Origin of the sequence: Streptomyces sp. (assembly GCF_036524955.1) — a bacterium.
Classification (GTDB): Bacteria; Actinomycetota; Actinomycetes; order Streptomycetales; family Streptomycetaceae; genus Actinacidiphila.
The window spans coordinates 1-24,653 of record NZ_DATDBG010000105.1; the positions used below are offsets into that span (position 1 = coordinate 1).

General features: G+C 73.9%; 23 protein-coding genes and 1 riboswitch. Of the genes, 11 read left to right on the forward strand and 12 right to left on the reverse strand.

Annotated features, from left to right (window positions below):
* The 4 genes from VIW71_RS09230 to thiO form a co-directional block, all read right to left on the reverse strand.
* On the reverse strand, positions 1–820 hold an 820-nt coding region (locus VIW71_RS09230), incomplete at its 3' end, for a protein kinase domain-containing protein (RefSeq protein ID WP_331621570.1).
* Positions 821–930: 110 nt separating this feature from the next.
* Positions 931–1,752 (reverse strand): thiazole synthase, encoded by an 822-nt coding sequence (locus VIW71_RS09235; protein WP_331621571.1) that lies wholly within the window; start codon positions 1,750–1,752, stop codon positions 931–933.
* Positions 1,753–1,755: 3 nt separating this feature from the next.
* Positions 1,756–1,962: a sulfur carrier protein ThiS gene (thiS, locus tag VIW71_RS09240; protein WP_331621572.1), complete on the reverse strand. Its 207-nt coding sequence runs from the start codon at positions 1,960–1,962 to the stop codon at positions 1,756–1,758.
* On the reverse strand, positions 1,959–3,092 hold the full coding sequence (thiO, locus tag VIW71_RS09245) for a glycine oxidase ThiO (protein WP_414720707.1): 1,134 nt from the start codon (positions 3,090–3,092) through the stop codon (positions 1,959–1,961). The genes thiS and thiO overlap by 4 nt, the downstream gene beginning before the upstream one ends.
* A 230-nt stretch (positions 3,093–3,322) precedes the next feature.
* Positions 3,323–3,435, reverse strand: a riboswitch (TPP riboswitch).
* A gap of 344 nt (positions 3,436–3,779) precedes the next feature.
* Here thiO and VIW71_RS09250 point away from each other — a divergent pair.
* The 5 genes from VIW71_RS09250 to VIW71_RS09270 all read left to right on the forward strand — a co-directional run bounded on the left by VIW71_RS09250 (position 3,780) and on the right by VIW71_RS09270 (position 8,526).
* Complete coding sequence (locus tag VIW71_RS09250; protein ID WP_331621573.1) at positions 3,780–4,997, forward strand: NAD(P)/FAD-dependent oxidoreductase; 1,218 nt, start codon at positions 3,780–3,782, stop codon at positions 4,995–4,997.
* 338 nt (positions 4,998–5,335) lie between these two features.
* The gene (locus VIW71_RS09255; RefSeq protein ID WP_331621574.1) at positions 5,336–5,710 is read left to right on the forward strand and encodes an Rv2175c family DNA-binding protein; all 375 of its coding nucleotides are present in this window, start codon (positions 5,336–5,338) and stop codon (positions 5,708–5,710) included.
* A gap of 60 nt (positions 5,711–5,770) precedes the next feature.
* A complete protein-coding gene (gene thiE, locus VIW71_RS09260; protein WP_331621575.1) occupies positions 5,771–6,433 on the forward strand; it encodes a thiamine phosphate synthase in 663 nt (220 codons plus the stop codon).
* Positions 6,434–6,565: 132 nt separating this feature from the next.
* Positions 6,566–7,483 carry a methylenetetrahydrofolate reductase [NAD(P)H] gene (gene metF, locus VIW71_RS09265; RefSeq protein WP_331621577.1) on the forward strand — a complete coding sequence of 306 codons (918 nt, stop codon included), beginning with the start codon at positions 6,566–6,568 and terminating at the stop codon, positions 7,481–7,483.
* 53 nt (positions 7,484–7,536) lie between these two features.
* On the forward strand, positions 7,537–8,526 hold the full coding sequence (locus VIW71_RS09270) for a hypothetical protein (protein WP_331621578.1): 990 nt from the start codon (positions 7,537–7,539) through the stop codon (positions 8,524–8,526).
* A 38-nt stretch (positions 8,527–8,564) separates the two neighbouring features.
* Here the strand turns inward: VIW71_RS09270 and VIW71_RS09275 are convergent, their stop codons facing one another.
* The 4 genes from VIW71_RS09275 to VIW71_RS09290 form a co-directional block, all read right to left on the reverse strand.
* Complete coding sequence (locus tag VIW71_RS09275) at positions 8,565–10,865, reverse strand: terpene synthase family protein (protein ID WP_331621579.1); 2,301 nt, start codon at positions 10,863–10,865, stop codon at positions 8,565–8,567.
* Positions 10,866–11,011: 146 nt separating this feature from the next.
* The gene (locus VIW71_RS09280; RefSeq protein ID WP_331621580.1) at positions 11,012–12,529 is read right to left on the reverse strand and encodes a phytoene desaturase family protein; all 1,518 of its coding nucleotides are present in this window, start codon (positions 12,527–12,529) and stop codon (positions 11,012–11,014) included.
* A 28-nt stretch (positions 12,530–12,557) separates the two neighbouring features.
* Positions 12,558–13,169: a DUF4126 domain-containing protein gene (locus VIW71_RS09285; RefSeq protein ID WP_331621581.1), complete on the reverse strand. Its 612-nt coding sequence runs from the start codon at positions 13,167–13,169 to the stop codon at positions 12,558–12,560.
* Between the two features lie 128 nt (positions 13,170–13,297).
* Positions 13,298–13,939, reverse strand: a complete 642-nt coding sequence (locus VIW71_RS09290; RefSeq protein ID WP_331621583.1) for a TetR/AcrR family transcriptional regulator — start codon at positions 13,937–13,939, stop codon at positions 13,298–13,300.
* A 171-nt stretch (positions 13,940–14,110) separates the two neighbouring features.
* Here VIW71_RS09290 and VIW71_RS09295 point away from each other — a divergent pair, with 171 nt between their 5' ends.
* From VIW71_RS09295 to VIW71_RS09305, 3 genes are all read left to right on the forward strand, one after another.
* Positions 14,111–14,584 (forward strand): SAV_6107 family HEPN domain-containing protein, encoded by a 474-nt coding sequence (locus VIW71_RS09295; RefSeq protein ID WP_331621584.1) that lies wholly within the window; start codon positions 14,111–14,113, stop codon positions 14,582–14,584.
* A gap of 298 nt (positions 14,585–14,882) precedes the next feature.
* Positions 14,883–15,653, forward strand: coding sequence for a methyltransferase (locus tag VIW71_RS09300; RefSeq protein ID WP_331621585.1), 771 nt, complete (start codon positions 14,883–14,885; stop codon positions 15,651–15,653).
* A 211-nt stretch (positions 15,654–15,864) separates the two neighbouring features.
* Positions 15,865–16,269, forward strand: a complete 405-nt coding sequence (locus VIW71_RS09305) for a DUF3040 domain-containing protein (protein WP_331621586.1) — start codon at positions 15,865–15,867, stop codon at positions 16,267–16,269.
* A 195-nt stretch (positions 16,270–16,464) separates the two neighbouring features.
* On the opposite strand, the gene VIW71_RS09310 is transcribed toward VIW71_RS09305, so the two are convergent.
* From VIW71_RS09310 to VIW71_RS09325, 4 genes are all read right to left on the reverse strand, one after another.
* Positions 16,465–18,945 (reverse strand): transglutaminase TgpA family protein, encoded by a 2,481-nt coding sequence (locus VIW71_RS09310; protein ID WP_331621587.1) that lies wholly within the window; start codon positions 18,943–18,945, stop codon positions 16,465–16,467.
* Between the two features lie 13 nt (positions 18,946–18,958).
* On the reverse strand, positions 18,959–20,395 hold the full coding sequence (locus VIW71_RS09315) for a DUF58 domain-containing protein (protein WP_331621588.1): 1,437 nt from the start codon (positions 20,393–20,395) through the stop codon (positions 18,959–18,961).
* A complete protein-coding gene (locus tag VIW71_RS09320; protein WP_331621589.1) occupies positions 20,395–21,426 on the reverse strand; it encodes an AAA family ATPase in 1,032 nt (343 codons plus the stop codon). The genes VIW71_RS09315 and VIW71_RS09320 overlap by 1 nt, the downstream gene beginning before the upstream one ends.
* 137 nt (positions 21,427–21,563) lie before the next feature.
* Positions 21,564–22,118: a beta-class carbonic anhydrase gene (locus VIW71_RS09325; RefSeq protein WP_331621591.1), complete on the reverse strand. Its 555-nt coding sequence runs from the start codon at positions 22,116–22,118 to the stop codon at positions 21,564–21,566.
* 211 nt (positions 22,119–22,329) lie between these two features.
* On the opposite strand from VIW71_RS09325, the gene mraZ reads away from it, so the two are divergent.
* The 3 genes from mraZ to VIW71_RS09340 all read left to right on the forward strand — a co-directional run bounded on the left by mraZ (position 22,330) and on the right by VIW71_RS09340 (position 24,446).
* The gene (mraZ, locus tag VIW71_RS09330) at positions 22,330–22,761 is read left to right on the forward strand and encodes a division/cell wall cluster transcriptional repressor MraZ (RefSeq protein ID WP_331621592.1); all 432 of its coding nucleotides are present in this window, start codon (positions 22,330–22,332) and stop codon (positions 22,759–22,761) included.
* A gap of 234 nt (positions 22,762–22,995) precedes the next feature.
* Entirely contained in the window at positions 22,996–23,997 is a 1,002-nt protein-coding gene (gene rsmH, locus VIW71_RS09335; protein ID WP_331621593.1) for a 16S rRNA (cytosine(1402)-N(4))-methyltransferase RsmH, read from the forward strand.
* A complete protein-coding gene (locus tag VIW71_RS09340) occupies positions 23,994–24,446 on the forward strand; it encodes a cell division protein FtsL (RefSeq protein ID WP_414720708.1) in 453 nt (150 codons plus the stop codon). The genes rsmH and VIW71_RS09340 overlap by 4 nt, the downstream gene beginning before the upstream one ends.
* Positions 24,447–24,653: the final 207 nt, after the last annotated feature.

A 24,653-nucleotide genomic window follows, 5' to 3' on the forward strand; every position in this document is an offset into this window, starting at 1 on the left:
CCTCGGCCAGCATGTCCACCGCGTCGGACGGGCGGCCCCGCGGGTCGCGGGCGGCGGCCCGCGCCACCAGGGCGTCCAGCCCCGGCGCGACGCCGGGCGCGGCGGCTGAGGGGGCGGGCACGTCCTCGTTGAGGTGCTGGAAGATCACCTGCATCGGGGTGCTGCCGGTGTGCGGCTTCCGGCCGGTCAGCATCTCGTACAGCACGACCCCGCACGCGTACACGTCGGTGCGCTGGTCGACGGTGCCGTGCTCGATCTGCTCGGGCGCGAGGTAGGAGACGGTGCCCAGCACCGAGCCGGTGCTCGCGCCGGTCTGTGTGTCCACCGCCCGCACCAGGCCGAAGTCGGCGACCTTCACCCGGCCGTCGTCGCCTATCAGTACGTTCTCCGGCTTCATGTCCCGGTGGATCAGCCCGGCCCGGTGCGCGGCGCCGAGCGCGGCGAGAACCGGTTCCAGGATGTCCAGCGCGGCGCGGGGTGGGAGCGCCCCGCGCTCGCGCAGTACGTCACGCAGTGTGCAGCCGGCCACGTACTCCATCGCCAGATACACGTACGTGCCGTCGGTGCCCTGGTCGTACATCCCGACCACGTTCGGGTGCGCCAGTCGGGCGACGGCCTTCGCCTCCCGGATGAACCGCTCCACGAACCCGCTGTCCGCGGCCAGCCCGGGATGCATCACCTTCAACGCGAGCGTCCGGTCGAGCCTGGTGTCGACAGCCCGGTACACCGTCGCCATCCCACCGACGGCGATCCGCCCCTCGACCCGATAACGCCCGTCCAGCACCTGCCCGACGAGCGGATCCTGCACCGTGATGTCCACGACGCCCGATTCTACGAGCCCGGCGTACCCCATCCGGCGGTACGCGCCCACTGTGTCCCGCCCGTGGCGTTCCGGGACAGTTCCGTGACCCTTCCCGCGGCGGTCGCGGTTCAGAAGGCGGGCCGTTCGGGGTCGAGGGCGGCGGTTCCGGCCGCCGGGCTGGAGGCCAGTGCGTGGTGGCGGCGGGGGATGCGGCCGGCCCGGTGGGCGAGGTGGCCCGCGGCGACGGCGTGGCGCATCGCGTGGGCCATCAGCGTGGGGTGCCGGGCCCGGGTGACGGCGGACGCGAGCATCACCGCGGCGCAGCCGAGTTCCATGGCGAGGGACGCGTCGGAGGCGGTGCCGGCGCCCGCGTCGAGGATGACGGGGACGGTGGCGCGTTCCGTGATGAGCTGGAAGTTGTGCGGGTTGCGGATGCCGAGGCCGGAGCCGATCGGCGAGCCGAGCGGCATGATCGCGGCGCAGCCGGCGTCCTCCAGCCGGCGCGCGAGGACGGGGTCGTCGTTGGTGTACGGCAGGACGGTGAAGCCGTCGTCGACCAGGGTCTCGGCCGCGTCGAGCAGTTCCACCGGGTCCGGCAGCAGCGTGCGCTCGTCCGCGATGACCTCCAGCTTCACCCAGTCCGTCCCCAGCGCCTCGCGGGCCAGCCGCGCGGTGAGCACGGCCTCGCCCGCGGTGAAGCAGCCCGCGGTGTTCGGCAGCACCCGGATGCCGTGCCGGGCCAGCACCGACAGCACCGAACCCTTCGTCGTGGGGTCGAGTCGCCGCATCGCGACCGTGGTCAGCTCCGTTCCGGAGGCGACCAGTGCCTGCTCCAGCACCTCCAGGCTGGGCGCCCCGCCCGTACCCATGATCAGCCGGGACGAGAAGACGGCGTCGCCGATCCGCAGCGGTTCGGCGCGGTCGGTGCTCCCGGCGGTCGTCACGGTCATGTCTCAGCCTCCCTGCACTGCGGTGAGGACCTCGACCCGGTCGCCGTGGCCCAGGACGGTGGCGGACCAGCGGGACCGGGGGACGACGGTCTCGTTGAGCGCGGCGGCCACTCCGGACGGGGCGGTGGTGAGCGTCGCCACGACCGCGTCCAGGGCGACCGGCGGGTCCAGCGCCCGCCGTTCGCCGTTGACCAGCACGGTGATGGTCATACGGTCTGCTCCTGCCGTGCGTGCCCGAACCGCCCGGCCGCGAACGGCCGTGCGTAGTCGGGCAGTTCACCGCTCACCAGCACCTCGGCCAGCGCGTCGCCGGTGATCGGGGTGAGCAGCACGCCGTTGCGGTGGTGCCCGGTGGCGAGCACCAGCCCGTCCAGCGCGGCCGCCCCGAGCAGCGGGGCGTTGTCCGGGGAGCCGGGGCGCAGCCCGGCCAGCGTCTCGGTGAGCGGCAGTTCGGTGATCCCCGGTACCAGCTCGTGTGCGTCCCGCAGCAGTTCGTAGACCCCGCCCGCGGTGACCGTGGTGTCCCAGCCGAACTCCTCGCTCGTCGCGCCGAGTACGAGCTCGCCGTTCTCCCGCGGCACCAGGTAGACGTGGCTGCCGCGGACCACCGCCCGTACCGTACGGGACAGAAACGGCCCGTGCGCGGCCGGCATCCGCAGCCGCAGCACCTGGCCCTTCACCGGGCGGACCGGCGGCAGCACGTGCTGCGGCAGCCCCGCGATCCGGCCGCTCTCGCTGCCCGCGGCCAGCACCGTACGGTCCGCCGCCACGGTGGTTCCGTCGGCGAGCAGCGCGCCCGTCACCCGGTCGCCGGCGCACTCCACGCGGGCCACCGCGGACCGCAGGAACGTCACGCCGGCCAGTTCCGCGGCCCGCAGCAGCGCGGCGGCCAGCCGGCGCGGATCGACCTGGTGGTCGCCGTCCACCCGCAGGCCCCCGCGGACGCCCGGGGCGAGCAGCGGCTCCAGGCGGCGGCAGTCCCGTCCGCTGAGCCACTGCGAGTGCAGGCCGAGTGAGGTCTGGAAGGCGTGCAGGTCGCGCAGGTCCGCGCGGTCGTCGGCGTCCAGCGCGACCGCGAGGGTGCCGCACGGCCGGTAGCCGGTGTCCAGCCCGGTCAGCTCCGTCAGCTCCGCCGCGAAGTCCGGATAACGGTTCGCCGAGGCGAGGTTGAGGTCGAGCAGTGTCTGCTCGCCGTACTGCAGTTCGGTGACCGCGGCGAGCATCCCGGCCGCGACCCGCGCGGCCCCGCCACCGGGTTCGGGGTCGGCGACGGCGGTGCGCAGGCCCCGTTGCGCGGCCCGCCAGGCCGTGACCAGGCCGATGATGCCGCCGCCGATCACCAGGACGTCGTGGCCTCGGGCGGCCCCGGGCGCGGACGGGGGTGCGGCCGTTCGCGTGATCGGTTGTGCGGTTGCCTCCAGGGCTTCCGCAGCTGCTTGCCCGGTCGCCGGCCCGGTCGCCGGCCCGGTCGCCGGCCCGGTCGTCGGCCAAGGTGTCGACCCGGACATCGGCCCGGTCGTCGGATCGGCCGTTCGCTGAGCCGCTGGTACGGACCTCTGCGCGGAGGTTCGCATGGAGTACCCGCCCTCCCTTCGCCGGCATGACCCGGATCAGGTTCGTACGGTCGGCGGCCGCCCAGCCGCCCTCTCAGCCCGGTCCGCCCGGGCTCCCGCGTGTTCTCTGGCCCGACCACCTTAGCCCTGCGACCCGCTGCGGGGCGCGTACGGGGTGCCCGCGCCGGGTGGTGCGGGCCTGTTCCCCGCCCGCGCTTGCTCCCCGCCCGCGCTTGTTCCCCGCCCGCCACGCCGGGCGGATCCGAGGGCGGCTGACGGTCTGCTCCGTGGGCTCGCCCGCCGCCGGCGGCTGCCCGTGACGACCACGGGCAGCTGCCGAGGGCGAGGAACCTTCACCGGGGACCCCCGAACGGGTGCGGGGCCCCCGCCGATAGGCAGGTGAGTGCGGGAAGCACTCCGCACCGCCGGGCGCGGGCGGTCCGCACGCACCCCTCGGCGGGCTACCGTGATCGCGTGAGTGAGCTGAATGCGGTGATCGTCGGGGCAGGAATGGCCGGAGTGCAGACCGCCGTGGAGCTGCGGCAGCAAGGCTGGCGCGGCGGCATCACCCTGCTCGGAGAGGAACCGCACGCGCCGTACGACCGCCCGCCGCTGTCGAAGTCCGTGCTGCTCGGGGCGGCGGGCGGCAAACAAGGAGTGGACGTACGGTTCGAGGTGGACTTCGACGCACTCGGGGTCGAGTTGCGGCTCGGCCTGCGGGCGCAAGCCCTCCGGGCGGACGAACGCGAGGTGGTGACGGACACCGGCGTGATCCCGTACGACCGCCTGGTCGTGGCCACCGGCGCCTACGCGGTCACCCTGCCGGGCACCTCCGGCCTGCCGGACGTCCATCCGCTGCGCACCCTGGACGACGCGTCGGCGCTGCGGCCCGTACTCGACCAGCGGCGGCAGGTCGTGGTGGTCGGAGCTGGCTGGATCGGCGCCGAGTTCGCCACGGCCGCGCGGCAGGCCGGCTGCGCGGTGACCGTCGTGGAGGCCGCGGACCGGCCGCTGGCCCGGGCGCTGCCCGCCGACGTCACCGAGCCGATGCGCGGCTGGTACGAGGAGGCGGGCGTGGAACTGCGCACCGGCACGCCGGTCGCGGCCGTGGAGCCGGGCGAGGTCGTGCTGGTGGACGGCGCGCGGCTGCCGGCCGAGGCCGTCGTCGTCGGCATCGGGGCCCGTCCGGCCACCGGCTGGCTCGGCGGTTCGGGTGTCGCGCTGGACTCCGGGGGCGACGGCGCCGTACTCGCCGACGACCGGCTGCGGACCACCGCGGACGGTGTCTTCGCGGTCGGCGACTGCGCGTCCTTCCCGTCAGCCCGCTACGGGGAGCGGCTGCTCGTCCACCACTGGGACAACGCCGTGCAGGGCCCGCGGACCGCCGCGGCCAACCTGCTGGGCGACGACGAGCGGTACGACCCGGTGCCGTACTTCTGGTCCGAGCAGTTCGGGCGCTTCGTGCAGTACGCGGGGCACCACACCACGGCCGACGCCGTGCTGACCCGCGGCGACCTGTCCGCGCCGTCCTGGTCGGTGCTGTGGCTGCGGGACGGCGTGCTGGTCGCCCTGCTCGCGGTGGACCGGCCGCGCGACCTGACGCAGGGCCGCAAGCTGATCACCCGATCCGCGGTGATCGACCCCGCGGTCGCCGCGGACCCGTCCGTCCAGCTCAAGTCGGCCGTCCGCTGAGCCGGTGCGGGCCGGCCGGCGCCCGGACCAGGGCCCCGGAGGACGTGCCGGGCCTGGCCCACCACCGGGCAGGCGGGGACCGGCCGCCGTCCGCCTCGTCGAACCGCACGGCACCGAGCACCTCGCTCGGCGACCGGGTCGAGGCCGCCGCGCGCGGAACCGTGCTCGGCCACGGCAGCGGCCGTCCGCCGCCGCGCCGCCGCGCACCGGCTCCGTCAGGCCCGGCATCGGCCACCTGGAAGGCGCCGTTCCCGCGCCGCGCCGCCGGTCCGGCCCGGAAACCGTCCGAACGGTGGCGTGCCGCAGCGCTTGTCGGTGCCGGGTGGCACGCTTGTCTCGTGACTGTTTTCTCGTCGGTTGACGCACAGATTGACGCTCTGGTCCCCTCCTGGCTCACCCTGCCCGAGGTCGCCGAGCGTCTTGGTCTCGAAGTGACCCGGATCCGGCCTCTGATCAAGGAAGGGCAGCTCATCGCGGTGCGCCGCGGTGAGAACAAGGCACTGATGGTGCCGAGCGACTTCATCGGGGAGGGCAAGATCATCAAGGGACTGCCCGGTACCCTCACCCTGCTCAAGGACGACGGGTTCACGGACGAGGAGGCGCTGGAGTGGCTCTTCACGCCCGACTCGACCCTGCCCGGCACCCCCGCCCAGGCACTGCGCGAGAATCGCGGGACCGAGGTGAAGCGCCGCGCGCAGGCGCTCGCCGTGTAGCCCGCGCCCGACCCGGCCGCCCGTAGCGGCGACCGCCGGGCGCCGACCTGGGGAGCCCGGATGACCACCGCACGCGAACGGCTCGCCGACGCCCGGCTGTACCTGTGCACCGACACGCGCGGCGCGCGCGGCGGACCGGACGGCCTCGCCGACTTCGCGGACGCCGTGCTCGGCGGCGGCGTGGACGTCATCCAGCTCCGCCAGAAGGGCATCGAGGCCGGCGAGGAGCTGGCGGCGCTCGCCGTGCTCGCCGAGGCGTGCCGCCGCCACGGCAAGCTGCTCGCGGTCAACGACCGGGCCGACGTCGCCCACGCGGCCGGCGCGGACGTCCTGCACCTGGGGCAGGGCGACCTCCCCGTGCCGGCCGCCCGCGCCCTGCTCGGCGACGACGTGCTGATCGGCCGCTCCTGCCACACCGAGGCGGAGGTCGCGGCAGCCGCCGTCCAGCCCGGTGCGGACTACTTCTGCACCGGGCCCGTCTGGCCGACCCCGACCAAGCCCGGCCGTCCGGCCCCCGGCCTGGACCTCGTCCGGTACGCCGCCGCGCTGGGTGCCCAGCGCCCCTGGTTCGCGATCGGCGGCATCGACAGGGACAACGTCCACCAGGTGCTGGACGCGGGCGCCCGGCGGATCGTCGTCGTCCGCGCCCTCACCGAGGCGCCCGACCCGGGCGCGGCGGCGCGCGAGCTGGCGAAGGCGGTACGGTCCCACGAAGGCCGGTGACCGCGCTCCCCGCGAGAGCACGCGCCCCCCGGTCACCCCCGTTTGTCCAATAAGTGGACTGGAAACGGGCGTAACCAGCCATATCGCCCAGTATCGTTACGCACGGTCGTCAGCGGCAGTTAGCCTGCATGCATGGCCCTGGGAACCGCCTCCACACGTACAGACCGAGCGACCACCATCCGTGAGCTGCTCGCGGGCGGGGGGCGCTCGTACTCCTTCGAGTTCGCCGCTCCCAGGACCGAGAAGGGCGAGCGGACGCTGTGGAACGCGATCCGCAGGATCGAGGCGGTCCGGCCCACGTTCGTCTCCGTCACGTACGGGGCCGGCGGGTCCTCACGGGAGGGCACCGTCCGGGCCACCGACCGGATCGTCTCCGACACGACCCTCACACCGTGCGCGCACCTGACCGCCGTGAACCACTCGGTCGCCGAACTGCGCAACATCATCGGGCAGTACGCCGACGCCGGCATCCGCAACATCCTCGCGGTGCGCGGCGACCCGCCCGGCGACCCGCTCGCCGAGTGGATCCGGCACCCGCAGGGCCTGACCTACGCGGCCGAACTGGTGCGGCTGATCAAGGAGTCCGGCGACTTCTGCGTGGGCGTGGCCGCGTTCACCGAGATGCACCCGCGCTCCACCGACCCGGCCGCCGACACCCGGCACTTCATCGACAAGTGCCGGGCGGGCGCGGACTTCGCGATCACCCAGATGTTCTTCGACGCCGAGGACTACCTCCGGCTGCGCGACCGGGTCGACGCGGCCGGCTGCACGGTCCCGATCATCCCCGAGGTCATGCCGGTCACCAACGTGCGGCAGATCGAGCGCTTCGCCCAGCTCGGCAACGCACCGTTCCCGCCCGACCTGGCGCGACGCATTCTCGCGGTGCAGGACGACCCGGACGCGGTCCGCGCGATCGGCATCGAGTTCACCACCGAGATGTGCCGGCGTCTGATGGCCGAGGACATTCCCGGGCTGCACTTCATTACTCTTAACCACTCCACCGCATCGCTGGAGATCTACGAGAACCTCGGTCTGCACCAGCGGGCGTGACGGGCTCCGGACGGGCGCCCATAGGCTCCTAGCTGAGGGAAGTGGGCGGGCACATGGGCTACTCGGTGCTCTACGTCGCATTCGGCATCGTCGCGCTGTGGCTGCTCGGTGAGGTGCTGCTCCAGTACAAGGCGCGGCTGCGCTGGCGGTTGCTGGCCCTCGGCGGGTTCATGGGCGTGGTCGGCGGGGTGGCCCTGCGCGAGGCGGTGGTGATCCTGCTCGGCGCGGTCGCGTTCGGCACCGGACAGACCTTCGTCACGCTCTCCTACAAGCGCGGCTTCTCCACCGGCTGGGCGCTGGGCGGCCGTCCCGGCTCCAGCCGCCGCCGCAGGGGCGCCGTCCCCCGGAACACCGGACCCACCCTCGAAGTCACGCCCGTCGAGGCGGAGTACACGGCGGAGTACACGGGCGCCGCACCCCGCGCCGACGAGGAAGGCCCCGCCGATCAGGACGTGTTCCAGCCGGTCTACCAGCCCCTCCCGATGCCGGAGGACAGCGACGAGTACCCGCTGTACGACGGCCAGTCCTCGTACACCCCCGATCCGTACACCAGCGGGGGCTCCGAGGGGTACGGCGCGCAGGGGTACGCGGGCTGGGACGGCGAGAACCAGCCCGCGGCGGCCACCGCCTCGTACGAGGGCGGTTACGAAGGCGGTTACGACGAGGGGGGCTACTGGCAGCAGTCCGGCGGCGGCTGGGGCGGCCCGGGGTACGGCTACGGGCAGGAGCAGCCGGCGGCGGCCTCGTACGACACCGGGGGCGGCTACGACGGGTACGACGGGTACGGCGCCCAGGTCACCGGCGGCACCGGTGACTGGACGCCGCAGCCGCACCCCAAGCACTCCGAGCCGTACCCGGGTTCCTACCGGGACCCGCAGACGGGGCCCGACCCGTACGCCGGGGGCTACGGCTACGACCCGCAGGCGCAGCCGTACATCCCCCAGCAGCCGCACGAGTCGCCGTACGAGCAGCACCCGGCGCAGCCTCGCCACACCGCCGAGCAGGCGGAGTACGCCGACCCCCACGACCCCTACCGCCACTGACCGCCGGGCCCGGGACCCCGCTCGGACGAGCGTCGCGCTCAGCGCCCGGCCAGCAGCGCCGGCAGCCGCGCTGCCGCCGTCCCCAGCCCCGCCGTCCCCAACCCCGACAGGCCGAGGCCGGACAGCCCCCGCTGCCCGCCCCACACCGGCTCCGCCGAGACCGGCGCCCCCGGAACCGCCGCCGCCACATGGGGGAAGTGCCGCAGCAGCGTCTCCTCCTTGTACCGGTCGCAGCCCTGGTGCCAGTTGAGAATCCCCGCCATCCAGTCCTTCAACTCGTGCGCGTAGCCGAGCAGCACCCGCTGCGCGGCCGCGTCCAGCGCGAACTCCTCGAAGAGCGCGGGTAACTGAGTCTCGGTGATGTGCTGGAACTCCCGCATCCGGGCGGCCATCAGATCCCCGGCCACCCCCATCGCCTCCTGCGGACCGCAGGTGAGGAAGTTCTGCACGACCAGGACGGCGTTGTGGATCTCGCCCTCGAACTCGATCTCCTTGCGGTACGAGAACACGTCGTTGAGCAGGCAGGCGTAGTCCATGGCGGCCCGCTCCATCGCCTGGACCGGGCGCGACCGGTAGATCTCGGCGGGCAGCGCGTCGCTGTGGCCGATCCGCGACAGGCTCATGGTGAGGTCGGAGCCGAAGGTCTTGCGGCGCATCTCGATGTAGTCGACCGGGTCGGGGATGCGGTTCTGCTTCTGGTTGGCCACCTCCCACACCCAGCTCTCGCACATCTCCTCGATCGACGTACGGAACCTGCGCCGCTCCTCGGGCGACATCGGGCCCGCGGTGCGCGGCCACAGATCGGCCAGCCCGCGCTCCAGCGCGGTCAGCGGCGGCGGCACCGGGCCCGCGTCCAGCGGCATGAACAGGCGGAACCGGTCGGTGGCCACCCGCGCCGCGGACAGGTCGGAGCCGCGGCCGAAGACGATCGGGTAGTAGTCGTCGCCGTACGTCCCCCAGGCCAGCCAGTCCGTGGTGAGGTTCAGCCCGTCCGGGTCGGCCTCCGGGTGGATGCCGGCCGAGCACAGCGCGAGGTCGTACGCGGCGAGCTTCTCCTCGTTCCACAGCCCTCCCGGCACCGGGAAGCCGGGATCGGTGTCGAGGATGCCCATCCGCCGGGTCCACTCCAGGCTGTGCCGGCGTGCGGCGTCCAGGTGCGGGCTGAGCCGGAGCTCGAACGGCATCGGGATCTCGGGGAGTTCCACCCAGCCGACCGGCTGGTGCGGCACGTGCGTGAAGGCGCGCACGCGCTGCGGCATGGTCGCGGCCAGCGAGGGGACGATCTGCGCGGCCGAGGTGCCGAGCCCGGTCGGTCCGCCCAGCGTGCCCGCCGGGCGGGCGTCGTCGTGCGCGCCGTTCATGTAGCGGCTGGAGCGCAGGTGCCACTCGTGCCCGCCCGACTGCCAGTCCTGCAGGCCCTTGACGTACGCGAACACGTCCAGCCGTTCCCGCGGGCCGAGCCCGTGCTGCTGGAACAGCGGCTCCACCTCGGTGAGCGCGGTGTGCTCGAACTGCTGGAGCCGGGAGGTCAGCAGATCGTTCACCGAGTCCGCGGCCTCCTGCGTACTCAGTCCCAGGAACCGCTCCAGCACCAGCACCGCGTTGGACAGTTCGCCCTCGTCCTCGATCTCCCGCTGGTACGAGAACAGGTCGTTGCGCAGGTGGACGCCGTCGGCGAAGGTGTCGCGCAGCACCCGCATCGGACGGGCGGCCGCGATCACGTCGGGCACCTCGGCCTGCGCCGCGTGCTCGATCAGGTTGGCCGACCAGGGCGCGCCGCCCACCTTGCGGCGCATCTCGATGTACTCGATGGGGTTGGACACCCGGCCCGCGTTGATGTTGGAGAGCTCCCACAGCGACTCCTCCAGCAGATGCTGGGTGCTCTCCGCGAAGCGCCTGCGCCAGCCCTCCGACATCACCGGCACCGTACGCGCCCACAGGTCGGCCAGGCCCGCCTCCACCGGGTTGGTGGGCTCCGGCACCGGCCGGGTCGGGTCGACGGGCATGAAGGCGGGCAGCCGGTCCAGGTAGGCCTTCGCGCCGGGCATGTCCCGGCTGCGCTTGAACAGTTCGAGGAAGTGGTCGTCGAAGAAGAACACCCACACGTACCAGTCGGTGACCAGGTCGAGTTCCGGGCCGGAGGCGTCGGGGTGGGTGTAGGCGCACAGCAGCGCGTAGTCGTGGGAGTCGAAGTCCGCCTCGTCCCAGATGCCCGAACCCTCGATCATCGTGAACTCGCGGGCCCATGCCTTGGAATGCTCCCTGGCCTGTTCCAGGCGGGGGTTGAGCCGTGCCGGGTACGGCACGTAGAACCGGGGAAGTTCGAAGGGCTGCGGCATGTCGGGTAGGACCTTCCGCTCGGCGATCAGCAGACCGCCCCTCACGCTAGGCGGCTGCTGTCCGCCACCGTGAGGGTACGCCGGGCTTTTCCGCCCGATCAGTTGAATTCGGGCGGATGCCGGCTTAAGGATCTTGAAGGCGGGATCTACCGGCTGCCGCCGGGACCGCCCGCGATCAGGTCGGCGACGATCGCGCCGGACATGCCCGCGTGCGGCAGGCCGCCGCCGGGGTGGGCCCAGCCGCCGACGAAGTACAGGCCCCCCACGGGGGAGCGGTTGGCGGCCCGCAGCAGGGCGCCGCCCGCGCCGGCCAGCACCGGGGACGGTACGGAGCCGCCGGGGGCGCCGGTCTCCCGCTCGGTGTCCGCGGGTGTCCGTACGGTCCGCCACATCTCCCGCTCCCGCAGGCCCGGTACGGCGGCCTCCGCTGCGGCGGCCATCCGCGCGGCGAAGGCGTCGGCCACGCCGGGGGCGTCCCAGTCCACGCCGCCGGGGGTGTGCGGGGGGACGGTCGCGGTCAGGGTGACGGCTTCGTGCCCGTCGTCGGGGCGCGTGGCGGGGTCGTCCGGCCGCAGCACGGTGACGGTGAGGTCCCCGTCGGGGAGTTCGCTGCCGCGCGGGCCGAACACCCAGCCCAGCTCCTGCTCCCGGTCCGGCGCGTGGACGACCGTACGGTGGGCGGTGCCGGCCGGGCGCGCGCCGCGCAGCGCCAGGTGGACGGTGCAGCGGCCGGGCTCGTGCGGCGGGCCCGCGGACGGCCACTCGTCCCGGTACTCCCACGGCACGACCTGGTCGGCCCAGAGGGCGGGAAGGGGCGCGCCCGCGACCACGGCATCGGCCTCCCAGCGGCTGCCGTCGGCCAGTTCGACGCCCACCGCGCGGTGGTCCTTCTCCAGCACCTCCACCACTGCCGCGCCGAAGCGGAATTCCACGTTCCGGGCCAGGCACCGCTCGTACACCGCGTCGGCCAGCGCCCGCATCCCACCGCCGCGCACGTACCAGACCCCGAAGGTCTGCTCCAGATACGGCAGTACGGCCGTGGCGGCCGGCGCCGAGCGCGGGTCGAGGCCGTACCCGAGGGCGTACGCCTCCAGCACCGCGGCGAGCCGCGGGTCGCCCAACTCCCGTGCGCCCACCTCCGCGAGGGTCGGGGTACCGCGCCGGAACAGCCCGCGCCGCACGGTGGCCGGATACGGGTCGCGGGCCGCCGCCCGGGGGTCGTCGAGGACTTCCTCCAGCAGCGGGCGCCGAGTGACCTCCCATGCCTCCCGCGCCCGGACCATGACATCGCTCCAGCGCTCCCCGCTGCCCGCGCCGAACGCGGCGTCCAGCGCCTCGATCACCCCGGACCGGGAGGCGTTCGGCAGGGCGACGTCCGTGCCGTCGGCGAAGAGATGACGGCTCGCCGGATCGGCCCGCGCGAGGTCGACGCAACGCTCCAGGCTCTCCCGCCCGGTCTTCACGAACAGGTCGCGGTAGACGGCGGGCAGCAACAGCAGACCCGGGCCCGTGTCGAAGGCGAAGCCGTCCCGCGCGTACCGCCCGACGCTCCCGCCGTAGGTGTCCGCCCGCTCGTGGACCACCACCCGGTGGCCGCCGGTGGCGAGCCGGGCAGCCGTCGCCAGCGAGCCCATACCCGCGCCGATCACCGCGATGCGTGCCATGGCAGGGACTGTAGCGCCGGGGCCCCGGTCAGGTCGGCGCCGGGGTGCTGGTGCCCGGCCGCCGTCCGGCCGCCCTCTCCCGCCTGCGCCGCCAGAACCGGCGGATGCGGGAGAGGAGGAAGACCACCAGCGTGACGCCGGCCGCCAGCAGCGCCGCCGCGACCAGGGCCGCGGCCAGCGGGTGGAAGAGGGCGACGACGATGATCCCGGCGACCGTCACGTCCTCGGCGAGGCTGAGCAGGATGTTGCTGGCCGGCTCGGGCGAGGTGTTGACCGCCATCCTGGTGCCGGCCTTGACCAGATGGCTGGCGAGCGCGGTGGAACCTCCGACAGCGCCCGCCGCGAGCTGCGGCAGCGAACCGTCCTGCCCGGCGAGCAGCGCGGCCACCACGCCGCCGGAGACCGGCCGGACCAGCGTGTGCACGGCGTCCCACGCCGAGTCCAGGTAAGGGATCTTGTCGGCGACGGCCTCGCAGAGGAACAGCACCCCGGCGATCACCAGCACGTCGGTGCGGTGCAGCGAGGCGGGCACCTCGTCGGTCGCCCCCGTCGCGCCCATGACGCCGAGCAGCAGCACGACGGCGTAGGCGTTGATCCCGCTGGCCCAGCCGCTGGTGAAGACGAGCGGGAGTACGGACATGGGCGGACTCTAGGGCACCGGGTACGTCTGCGTGCGGCGGGGGTGCGAGGGCGGGGTGCGAGGGCCGGCAGGGGGCCCGCGGCCGGGGCGCGGGCGGGTGCGTGCGTGTTGGGGGCGCGGGCGTGCGGTCAGGCGCCAGCCCCGGAACCGTACGGCTGGGCGGGGTCGGCGGTCCCGCCGACCCTCCCCTGGAGCAGGCGCGACAGCGCCGCGTGCACCTCGTCCAGGCTCCGCTCCGGCTGGAACGCCTGCCAGTCGAGCGCCGCCACCAGCACCATGCCGAACAGCGCGGACGCGGTCAGCGGTACGTCGATCTCGTCGCTCAGCTCGTCGGCCGCGACGGCCTCGCCGAGCACCGTCTCGACCACCGCGACCGCCTCCTGGCGGACCATCATCAAGGTGTCCTGCCAGGTGCGGTTGGTACGCCACAACTCGGCGACGTAGAGCTGGGTGAAGGACGGATAGCGGGCGATGAACGCCAGCCCGGCCCGGATCATCTCGTCCAGCGCGTCCACCCTGGTGCCGCCGCGGGCCGTCGCGTGCTCGGCCGCCCTCCGCAGGGAATGGGTGAGCAGTCCCACGCCGTGCCGGAGCAACTCCTCGAAGAGATCGTTCTTGCTGGCGAAGTTGTAGTAGACGGTGCCCTTGGCGACTCCGGCCCGTTCGGCGATCTCGTCGACCGTGGTGGCGGAGAACCCCTGCTCGGCGATGAGGGTGACGGCGGCCTCGTAGAGCTTCTGCCGCGTGGCCCGGCGTCGTGCGGTACTCATGGACCTGATTCTGCCCGCCTGGAGGCAGGCACGTTCACGGCTCCGGGAGCGCTTTCGGCAAACCGGCCGACATGATTCCGGTGCGGTGCCGCACTGGGAGCGTTCGTGCAGGTCAGGGCGATTGTCAGTGGGGGGCCTCAGGATGGGGCGTACGGAGAAAGGAGGCTCGCCATGGAAGCTCCCCTCAGCGACATCCACCCTGTGCCGCGCCGCGCCACCGCCGCGCCCGCCGCACTCGACCTGCTCACCCAGGCGCACATCGGCCTTGAAGAGGCCGCGCTCCTGGAGACTCCGAACGAGCGCTATGCGACCGCCCACCTGGCCGCGCTGCGCACCGCCGCCGCCGTGCTGGCCGTCCGTGGCCGGCCCGATGGCACCCGGCGGGCCGCCGCGCGCCGCCGCAGGATACGCAGCGCCTGGGAGGTGCTGCCCGAGGTCGCCCCCGAACTGGCCGAGTGGAGCGCGCTGTTCGCGGCCGGCGCGACCCGCAGGGCACGGGCCGAGGCCGGCATCGCCGACGCCGCCGGCGCCCGGGACGCGGACGACCTGATACGGGCCGTCGGCATGTTCCTGCGGCTGGTCGAGCGGATGCTGCTGCTCCACCCCGCCCCGCGGCAGCGGGACCCCGCGCCCGGGGCCCGCTGAGCGTCCGGCCGCGGGCCGGTGGGGACGGCGGCGTCCCCGCGCGCCGCCGCGGTGGCGGCACGCGGCACGCCGCTGCCCCGCGGTGCCGGCATCCACCGCATCCACCGCATCCACTGCATCCACCGCATCCACGCCGCATCCACCGCTCAGCGCCCCGCTGGGCACCACGCGGCGGGAGGACCGGCACCCCCCGCCGCGGCGGTCGCGTGCGAGGGCCCGGGCAGGGCGGCAGGCCCTAGAGTTGGTGGCGTCCGATGTGATCGATGTGACCAGCCGCCCGCGAGGAGAGCCGCCCGCCATGTCCCGCCAAGGAGGGGTGGACCCGATGCGCCCCCGTGCCAGCCTCCGTACCGCCGTGGTGTGGGAGGTCCTGCGCGATGCCCTGGAGCGGCGGGCCAAGACCTCGGACACGGCCGCGCTCGACGTGCTGGACACCGGCGGCGGCACCGGCAACTTCGCCGTGCCCGTCGCCCGGCTCGGCCACCGGGTCACCGTCGTCGACCCCAGCCCCGACGCTCTGTTCGCGCTGGAGCGACGGGCCGCCGAGGCCGGGGTGACCGAACGGGTCCAGGGCGTCCAGGGCGACACCCACTGCCTGCTGGAGGTCGTCGAGGCCGCCACGTACGACATGGTCCTGTGCCACGGCGTGCTGGAGTACGTGGAGGACCCCGCGGAAGGCGTGCGCAACGCGGTGGGCGCGCTGCGGCCTGCGGGCGCACTCAGCCTGCTCGCCGCCGGGCGCGGCGGAGCCGTACTGGCCCGCGCCCTGGCCGGGCACTTCGCCGAGGCCCAGCACGCGCTCGGCGACCCGGACGGCCGATGGGGCGGCGGGGACCCCCTGCCGCGCCGCTTCACCGCGGACCAGCTGATCCGGCTGGTCACCGAGGCGGGCCTGCGCACCGCCGCCGTGCACGGGGTGCGGGTCTTCGCCGATCTCGTCTCCGGGGCGCTGGTGGACACCGAGCCGGGCGCGCTGGAAGCGCTGCTCAGACTGGAGCTGGCAGCCGCCGAGGAGCCCGGCTTCCACTCGGTGGCGACCCAGTTGCACGTGCTCGGCGAGCGGGGCTGACCGGTCGCGGACCGGAGCTGACGAGAGGCAGTCCGTCACACGCCGCCCGCAGCGCCTTTGCTGACCGTATGCTGGCATGACGTAACGGCGGACGGGGAATGACAGCCCCGTCGGATTAGCGCAGTGGGGCGGGTTTCACGGGGGCGAATCCCTGCCTATCCTGAAAGGGTCGGAACGGTCGTCTCCCGCGACCGACGAGTAGGAGGTCTCCGTGCCGCTCTCGGAGCATGAGCAGCGCATGCTCGAGCAGATGGAGCGAGCGCTGTACGCCGAGGATCCCAAGTTCGCGTCGGCGCTTGAGGGAAGCGGGCTGCGCACGTACACCCGGCGGCGCGTCTACTTGGCCGTGGCGGGTTTCCTCGTAGGCATCGGGCTGCTCATGGGCGGTCTGATCGCACAGCAGCTCTGGATCAGCGTGGTCGGCTTCCTCGTGATGCTGGCCTGCGCGGTGCTCGCGGTCAACGGCTGGCGCAGGGCCACGAAGCCGGGTGAGCATCCTCCGACCGCTCCGCACGCCCGTCGTCTCGGTGGCCGCCGCCACCAGCCGCGCCGCGGCAAGGTGATGGACCGGATCGAAGAGCGGTGGCAGCGGCGCCGCGACGAGCAGGGTCAGTAACCTCCGCCGTACCGACGCCCGCGCCTGACGGCGCGGGCTTTCTCCTCTCACCCCCTGTCTCCGGCGGGGACCCCACACCCGGGACCCGATGCCGGCTGACTCTCTCGTGGAGGGTTCCTCGCCGTCGGCGGCTGCCCGCAGTCGTCACGGACGGGCAACCGCCGACGGCGAGGAGAACCCGCGGACGGACCTCCGCTACGCCCGGCGGGTCAGTCGCTTGCGCAGGGGCTCCGCGAGGACCGCGGTGCGCTCCGAGAGGCGCTGGGTGAGGGAGAACCAGCGTGCGGAGGCGGACCAGAGGAGGCGGGCGGAGGAGCGCGGGAGGAGGAGGGCACGCAGGCGGATGCGGAGCGGCGCCGCGTCGTGCAGGCCCGCGCGTACGCGGTGGACCTCCGCGGCGAGCCCGGCCGTGGGCCGCGGGTGCGGCGCGTACAGCGTCTGCTCGACCGCTGTGGCCAGTGTGCCGGCCGAGGCGGCCGCCTGCCCGGACAGCCTGCCGTCCTTGATCAGCCGGGCCATCGCCCGCCGCGGCGTCTCGGAGTCGTCCGGCATGATTCCGTAGTCCCACCCGGTGTCGACCACCTCGCGCCACGCCAGCAGGACCCTGCTCTCCGCCCGCCGCGACAGCGGCGAGCCGCCCGGCCCCACCGCTGCCGTGTCGGCGCCCGTGCCCGACCCGACCGCACCGCCGGTCAGTGCCCCGCCGCCGTCGAGCCGCCGGGCCCGCACCCGGGTCCGCCACAGCAGCGGCGTCGTCGGAACCAGCAGCGCCAGCAGCGCCAGCAGCGAGATCAGGAGGATCCGCGGCGGGCCGAAGCCCCCACCGCCCGAACCGTTCCCGGTCGCCGCCGCGGGCTGCCCGCAGTCACCGGGCCGCCGGTTCTCCGGCGCGCAGCTTGCCGACGCCGACGGGCTCGGGGCCGGTGTCGTGGTGGCGCCGTGCGGCGCCGTGTCGTCCCGCTCGTTGTTGCCGCCGGTGGTCGTGGTCTGGGTGTACGCGGGCTCCGTCCCCCGGTACGGCGTCGGCTCGAACCGCGTCCAGCCGGTCCCCTCGAAGTACAGCTCGGGCCACGCGTGCGCGTCCTTGAGCCCCACCGACATCGTCCCGTCGGAGTCCTGCGAGCCGGGCGTGAAGCCGATCGCGACCCGCGCCGGAATGTTCAGGGTGCGGGCCATCGTCGCCATCGTGAAGGCGAAGTGGACGCAGAAACCCTCCCGCGTCTGCAGGAACCGCGCGATCGCGTCGACCCCGGTCCCCGACTTCGCCTGCGTGTTGTAGACGAACTGCCCGGAGGTGAAGTACCGCTGGAGGGCGAGTCCCCGTTCGTAGTCGTTCGTCGCGGTCTGCGTCACCGTCCGCGCGGTCTCCGCGACCACCGGCGGCAGCGAGTCCGGCACCTTCGTGTACTGCTCGGCGATCCGCCCGGTCGCGGACGGCGCCTCGGCGAGCTGGTTCGCGGTCGGCTGGAGCTGCAGGCTCGTGACGGTGTAGCGCACCCCGGCCGCGGTCTGCCCGTGGTCGCCGATGACCATGCGGCCCTCCGGCTGGTACTTCCACTTCCCCGGCGCCCGCACGGCCGTCGCGGGGTACGGCATCGGCAGCAGGCCCTGCACATAGGTGCCGTCCGCCTGGAGCTGCGTGCTGACCGTCGTGTACTTGACACCCGCGCCCAGGCCCTCCGGTACCGGCAGCGTCGCCGGGATCTCCTCGGTGTCGAAGCCCGACGGCGACCACTGCTTGCCGTCGAACCTGTCGAGCGCCGCGATCCGCAGGTACATGCTGCCGGTCTCGGTGGAGTCCGTACGGTACGTCAGCACCTCGTGGTTGTCGGGCTGGTTGAGGTCGTCCTGGAGGGCGGCCACCAGGTTGACCGAGCCGCCGCGCCCGCCGCCGCCCCCGGACCCGGCACCGCCGCGGTTGGTGTCCAGCAGCCCGGTGCCCAGCGACGGCAGCACGGCGGGCGCGACCAGCGCGATCCCCAGCGCCATCGCCCCGATCCGGCGGCCGGTGCGCATCGGCGCCGTCGCCGTACCGCCCGCGGCGGACGCGGCCGGGCGGCCGGGTCGGCCGCCCGCCGGACCGCCGCCGAAGACCCGGCCCCAGCGCGACAGCCGGTCGCGGCCCTCGGCGAGCAGCAGGAGCAGGTAGCCGGAGGCGGCGATCAGGAAGTACAGCCCTTGCGCGCCGCCTTCGGACAGCCCGGCCGCGACCGAGTACAGCGCGAGCAGCGGCAGTCCCGCCGGGGCCGCGCTGTGGTAGGTCACCGCGATCGCGTCCACCGCGAGCGCGATCACCACCACCCCGCCGACCAGCAGAATCCTGATGCCGGGCGTCACGGGTGCGGGGATCGCGAAGTTGCCGACGTCGGTGAGCCCGTCCCGTATCCGCCCGCCGAGTTCGGTCAGGGCGGCCGGCCCCGGCAGTATGCCGCCGAGCGCCTGCTCCGAGGCGAAGATCATGGTGAGCACGATCAGCGACACCAGCGTCTGGGCCAGCACGGTCAGCGGCCGGGCCAGCGGCACCCGGCGGGCCGCCGCGCCGATCCCGGACTGGAGGCAGACGCACAGCAGCGCCTGGAAGAGCCAGCCGTTCGGGGTGGTCAGCGGCAGCAGCGCGCAGGCGGCCATCATCGAGGCCGCCGCCGCGAACACCGTCAGCCGCGCCCGTCCGCTCATGTCCCGGCCCCCGTCATGTCCTGGCCCCCGCTCCGTGCTGCGCGTCCCGGGAGCGGTAACGGTCCGCCCGCTGCCACAGTTCCGGCAGCGCGGCCCCGGGCGGCACCTCCACCACCGTCCAGCCGGCCTCACGCAGCATCCGCACCGCCTGCCCGGACCCGTCCGGCGCGCCGGACGCCCCGGCGGGCGCGGCGGCCTCGGCGGCCCCGTCGTGCCGCCCGGCCGGCTCGCCGGACAGCCAGTCGTCGCTGCCGAGGACGAACGCGATCGCGCCGCCGGTGCGCTGCCGCATCCTGGCGACACCGGCCGCCTGGTTCTCGTCGTCCAGGTCGCCGAGGAACGCCACCAGCAGCCCTTCGCCGCCGGACCGCAGCACCTCGTAGGCGGCCGACAGGTCCCGGCCCTCGGAGTGCTCCACCACCGCGAGGGTGTCCAGCAGGACGCCGGTCATGTCGGTGGGGGTCCCCCCGCCGAAGGTGGAGGGAGAGTCGCCGCCGAATCCGGCGGTACCCTCCGGGCCGGGGACGCTGGTGCCGCTGTCGGTCAGCAGCCGCACCGCGAAGCCGCGCTCCAGCATGTGGGCGGCGACCGAGGCGGCGCCGGAAACCGCCCACTCGAAGGCGGAGTCGGGCCCGGCGCCCACGTACGCCTCGCGCCGGGTGTCCAGCAGCACCGTGCAGCGCGCGCGGTTGGGCTGCTCCTCGCGCCGCACCATCAGCTCGCCGTACTTCGCGGTGGACCGCCAGTGCACGCGGCGCAGGTCGTCGCCGTGCCGGTAGCCGCGCGGGATCACGTCGTCGTCACCGGCCAGCGCCAGCGCGCGGGTCCGGCTCTCGCCGTACCCGGACGCCTCGCCGGCCAGCCGCACCGGGGGCAGCGCTTCGACCCGCGGCACCACGGTCAGGGTGTCGTACGCGCTGAAGGAGCGGGTCAGTTCGCACATGCCGAACGGGTCGGTGAGCCGCAGTTGCAGCGGGCCCAGCGGGTAACGGCCGCGCAGGTCGGAACGGACCCGGTAGGACACCTCGCGGTGGCCGCCGGGCTCCACCCGGTCCAGCACGAACCGGGGACGCGGGCCGAGCACGTACGGCACCCGGTCCTGGAGCATCAGCAGGCCGCTGGGGACGCGGGAGACGTTGTCGACCCGCAGGTGCACCCGCGCCTCGGACATCGCGGGCACCCGGGACGGCGACAGCCGACGGCTGCCCGCGACCCGGTAGCGCGTGCGGTAGAGCACGAGCACGCAGACCAGGGGCAGCGCCGCGAGCAGCAGGCCGACCCGCAGCAGGTCCGCCTGCCCGAGCACGTACGAACAGACCGCGGCGGCGACCCCGGCGGCCACGAAGGACCGGCCGCGGGTGGTGAGTCCGCCGAGCGCCGACCGGAAACCGCCGCCTCCCGGCCGCCCACCCGGCGCGGCGGTCGACGGCGGGGGGACGGGTTCGGCCATCACAGCCCCCGGGTGCCCGGAGCGTCCTGCGGACGGCCGGCGGGCGGCTGCGGCCGGCCTCCGGCGGACTGATCGGGAACCGGCACGCGCTGCACGATCTCGGCCACCACCTGCTCGGGGGTGCGCCGGTTCAACTGTGCCTGGGCGGTGGGCAGCAGACGGTGCGCCAGCACCGCGGACGCCAGCGACTGCACGTCGTCGGGGAGTACGTAGTCCCGCCCGTCGAGCGCCGCGGACGCCCGGGCCGCGCGCACCAGATGCAAGGTGGCCCGGGGCGAGCCGCCGAGCCGCAGGTCGGGGTGGGTGCGGGTGGCGCCGACCAGCGTGACCGCGTACCGCCGGACCGGGTCGGAGACGTGCACCTCCCGTACCGCCTCGATGAGTTTCACGATCTCGTGCGCGTGCGCCACCGGCTGGAGGTCGTCCAGCGGGGAGACCCCGCCGTGCACGTCCAGCATCTTCAACTCGGCGTCCGGGCTCGGGTAGCCGATGGAGACGCGGGCGGTGAACCGGTCCCGCTGCGCCTCCGGCAGCGGGTACGTGCCCTCCATCTCCACCGGGTTCTGGGTGGCGATCACCATGAACGGGCTGGGCAGTTCATAGGTGGTGCCGTCGATGGTGACCTGCCGCTCCTCCATCGACTCCAGCAGCGCGGACTGCGTCTTGGGTGAGGCGCGGTTGATCTCGTCGCCCACCACGATCTGGGCGAAGATCGCGCCCGGCTTGAACTCGAAGTCCCGCTGCTGCTGGTCGAAGACGCTGACCCCGGTGATGTCCGAGGGCAGCAGGTCGGGGGTGAACTGGATCCGCCGCACCGAGCAGTCGATCGAACGTGCCAGGGCCTTGGACAGCATCGTCTTCCCGACCCCTGGCACGTCCTCGATCAGCAGGTGCCCCTCGGCGAGCAGCACCGTCAGGGCGATCCGTACGACCTCGGGCTTGCCCTCGATCACGTTCTCCACGCTGCGGCGCACCCGCTCCGCCGTCGTGGTCAGATCGCTCAGGCTTGCTCGTGCGTCAAAGGTCGTCACCCGGTACTCCTCGGCCTGTTCCTAGGGACGCGGCCATCCCTGGGCCGGCCCTCCCCGACAGCAACGCTCGCAGCTCACGAGTCGTGCCCCACGCTGCATTCTTCCCTTCCGGGGCACCTCACGTCACTCGACTGCCGTTACTTGTTCGTGATTTCCCGCAGCAGGCCGGTGTGGACGTCGAAGACGAAGCCCCGCACGTCGTCGGTGTGGGTGAGAAAGGGTGAGGTGCGGACCCTGGCCATGGACTGCCGGACGTCCTGGTCGACGTCGGTGAACGCCTCCACCGCCCAGGTGGGGCGCTGGCCGACCTCCTGCTCCAGTTCGGTACGGAAGTCCTCGGTGATGGACTGCAGGCCGCAGCCGGTGTGGTGGATCAGCACCACGGACCGGGTGCCCAGCGCGCGCTGGCTGATGGTGAGCGAGCGGATGGTGTCGTCGGTGACCACGCCGCCCGCGTTGCGGATGGTGTGGCAGTCGCCCAGTTCGAGGCCCAGGGCCTCGTGCAGGTCGATGCGGGCGTCCATGCAGGCGACCACGGCCACCTTCAGGACGGGCCGGGCACCCATGCCCGGGTCCTGGAAGGCCGCGGCGTAGCGCTTGTTCGCCTCGACGAGTCGGTCGGTAACGGACGCGGTTGCGGGGGTTGGCGAAGACTCGGACGACCCGGGGAGACCACTGACAGATATCGACATGTCTATGACGGTACGGCTCAGGGCGCCACCGGGCCCGCTGTGAAGTCCGGCGAAACCCTGGAAAACGACCGGTCACCCGCACGATGTGACGGAACCCACAAGGGGTTGCCGGCCGCTCGGGCGGGTGGCGCGCCCGCGCCCGCTCCTTCGTTGACGGTGGGGCATGGTGGAGTAAAGTGGCGCGAAGTGGTGCCGTCTGCGGGAGGTGTGCATGTTCCTCGGGACGTACACCCCGCGGCTGGACGACAAGAACCGCCTGGTGCTGCCCGCCCGATTCCGTGAGCAGCTCGCCGAGGGGCTGGTGATCACCCGCGGGCAGGAACGCTGCCTGTGCGTGTGGCCGGTGGACGGGTTCAAGGCGGCCACCGAACAGTTGTCCGCTGCCCCGCTCACCTCCCGGGCGGCCCGCGACTACCTGCGCATACTCTTCGCGGGGGCGCACGACGAGATCCCCGACAAGCAGGGCCGGGTCACCGTCCCGCAGCCGCTGCGGGACTACGCGGGGCTGGTCCGTGACTGCGCGGTGATCGGCGCGAACAGCAGGGTGGAGATCTGGTCGGCGGACGCCTGGGAACGGTATCTGGCCACCCAGGAGGACACCTTCTCGACCTTGTCCCAGGAGGTTCCGCCCGGATTACTGTGAGCGCGGCCCCCACGCCACGCGCGCCCCCCCCGTGTACCACCTCCGCGCGGACGTACGGCTCGGCCTCCTCCCGCTCCCCCGATCCGCTGGCACCACTTCCCCGGTGCCAGGGGAACTTCTCTCCGAGCGGGCGGGGACCAGGTTCTACGTCCACCCTCCCGCCGACGGCGGCCGGCCCCCGGGCCGGCCCGCCCCCGGCCGCCACCCCCGGCCGCCACACCCGAAAAGGGCCCCATGAGTGATTCGTCCACCTCCGACCCGGCGCGGCACGTCCCGGTGATGCTGCGGCGCTGCCTCGACCTGCTGGCCCCCGCGCTCGCCGAGCCCGGGGGGGTCTCCCATGCCGGAGGCCGGGGGCCGGTCGTGGTGGACGCGACGCTCGGGCTCGGCGGGCACAGTGAGGCGCTGCTCGCCACCTTCCCCAGCGCCCGCCTCATCGCCATCGACCGCGACCCCGCCGCCCTCAAGCTCTCCGCCGAGCGCCTGGCCCCCTTCGGCGACCGGGCCACCCTGGTGCACGCGGTCTACGACGAGCTGCCCGAGGTGCTCCAGCGCCTGGACACCCCCCGCGTCCAGGGCGTCCTGTTCGACCTCGGTGTCTCCTCCATGCAGCTCGACGAGGCCGACCGCGGCTTCGCGTACGCCCAGGACGCGCCGCTGGACATGCGGATGGACCAGTCCGAGGGGATCAGCGCGGCGGAGGTGCTGAACACCTACCCGCCGGGCGAGCTGGTCCGGATCCTGCGCGCGTACGGGGAGGAGAAGTTCGCCCGCAAGATCGTGGACGCGGTGGTGCGGGAACGCGCGCGGGAACCCTTCACCACCAGCGCGCGGCTGGTGGAGCTGATCAGGAACGCGCTGCCGCAGGCCGCCAAGCGCACCGGTGGCAACCCGGCGAAGCGGACCTTCCAGGCGCTGCGGATCGAGGTCAACGGCGAGCTGGCCGTACTGGAGCGGGCCATCCCGGCGGCCGTCGCCTCGCTCGCTGTCGGCGGGCGGATCGCCGTGCTGTCGTACCAATCGCTGGAGGACCGGCTGGTCAAGCAGGTGTTCGCGGCCGGCGCGGCGAACACGGCGCCGCCGGGGCTGCCGGTGGTGCCCGAGCGGTACCAGCCGCGGCTGAAGCTGCTCACCCGGGGTGCCGAGCTGCCCACGGAGGACGAGATCGCCGAGAACCGGCGGGCCGCGCCTGCCCGGCTGCGCGGCGCGCAGCGCATTCGCGAGGACGAACGGTGAGCGGGGCGGGGCGCGGCGGGAGGGGCCCGGGCGGGCCGGGCCGGATCGGGTCCCCCCGGATCGCGCCCGGTCCGGGCCTCAGTCCGGGGCGGCTGGGGCGGCCGTCCGCAACCGCGGCGCGCACCCCGTTCGTCGTACTGATCGTGACGCTGCTGGCCGGTGGCCTGATCTCGCTGCTGCTGCTGAACGCCGCGGTCAACCGGGACTCCTTCGAGCTGAACAAGCTGGAGAAGGAGACCACGGGGTACACGGACGAGCAGCAGGCGCTCCAGCAGGAGGTCGACCGGTTCGGCGCACCCGGCTCGCTGGAGCGCCGGGCCCGCGAACTGGGCATGGTCCCGGGCGGCAACCCTGCCTTCCTCACCCCGAACGGCGCCGTCCGCGGCACTCCGCAGGTGGCGACGGCCCCACCGCCCCCACCCACCGCGACCACCACCCCCAGCAGGTGACCGACGTGAACCCCGCCACCCGGAAGGCCCCCCGGTGACCCACCCGCGCCAGCCCCGCGACGACGACCGCGGCCGCCCGTCGCGCCCGGGCGGGGTCTCCGGCCGCGCCGGGAGCGGAGGCCGGCCGGCTGCGCCACGCGGTGGTGACGGCGGCCGGTCGGCGGGTGGACCCGACGGGGTGGGCCGGTCGGAGGCCCGCGACGGTGC